A 611-nucleotide genomic window follows, 5' to 3' on the forward strand; every position below is an offset into this window, starting at 1 on the left:
GCGCCCGTCTCCGTCGCGGTGCAGGCCGAAGGCACAGCCTTCTCCAACGGCAAGCTGGTGATGGCCAATCCCAAACTCAACGGGTTCACCAAGCAGAAGCAGCCCTATTCGATGACGGCGCTGCGTGCCATCCAGGATGTGAGCACGCAAGGCATCATCGAACTCGAAGGCATAGACGCCAAGGTGCCGATCGCCCCCGACAATGTCGCGGCGATCAAAGCCTCGCGCGGTACCTACGATCGCGACGGCAATACGATGAAGCTGAACAGCGACGTCACCATCACCACGACCGACGGCCTGCAAGCCAAGTTCAAATCGGTCTTCCTCGACATGGGCAAAGGCACTATGAAGACGGATGATCCCGTCGATGTCAGCCGTGGCGGGTCGCAGATCAGGGCGGATTCGATGTCGGTCCAGGACAATGGCAAGATCCTGGTGTTCGAGAACAAGGTTCGTGTCAACATCGATCCCGCCGTTCTAAAGGCGGCTGAGGCAAAGGGCGAAGAAGCGAATGTGGCTCAATAGTTCGACACGGCTTGCGGCCGCAACTTCGGCGCTGTTCCTGCTCAGCCTGGCGCCGGCGCTGGCGCAGTCGGGAGCGGCCAGCCAGG

General features: G+C 60.9%; 1 protein-coding gene. It reads left to right on the top strand.

Translation table 11 applies throughout. The features are described from left to right. The coding region (gene lptC / locus X744_RS139695) for an LPS export ABC transporter periplasmic protein LptC (RefSeq protein ID WP_023763249.1) at window positions 1–525 on the top strand (525 nt) is incomplete at its 5' end. Between the last annotated feature and the right edge of the window lie 86 nt (window positions 526–611).

The sequence above is a fragment of the Mesorhizobium sp. LNHC252B00 genome (genome assembly GCF_000502955.1).
In the GTDB taxonomy this organism is placed as follows: domain Bacteria; phylum Pseudomonadota; class Alphaproteobacteria; order Rhizobiales; family Rhizobiaceae; genus Mesorhizobium.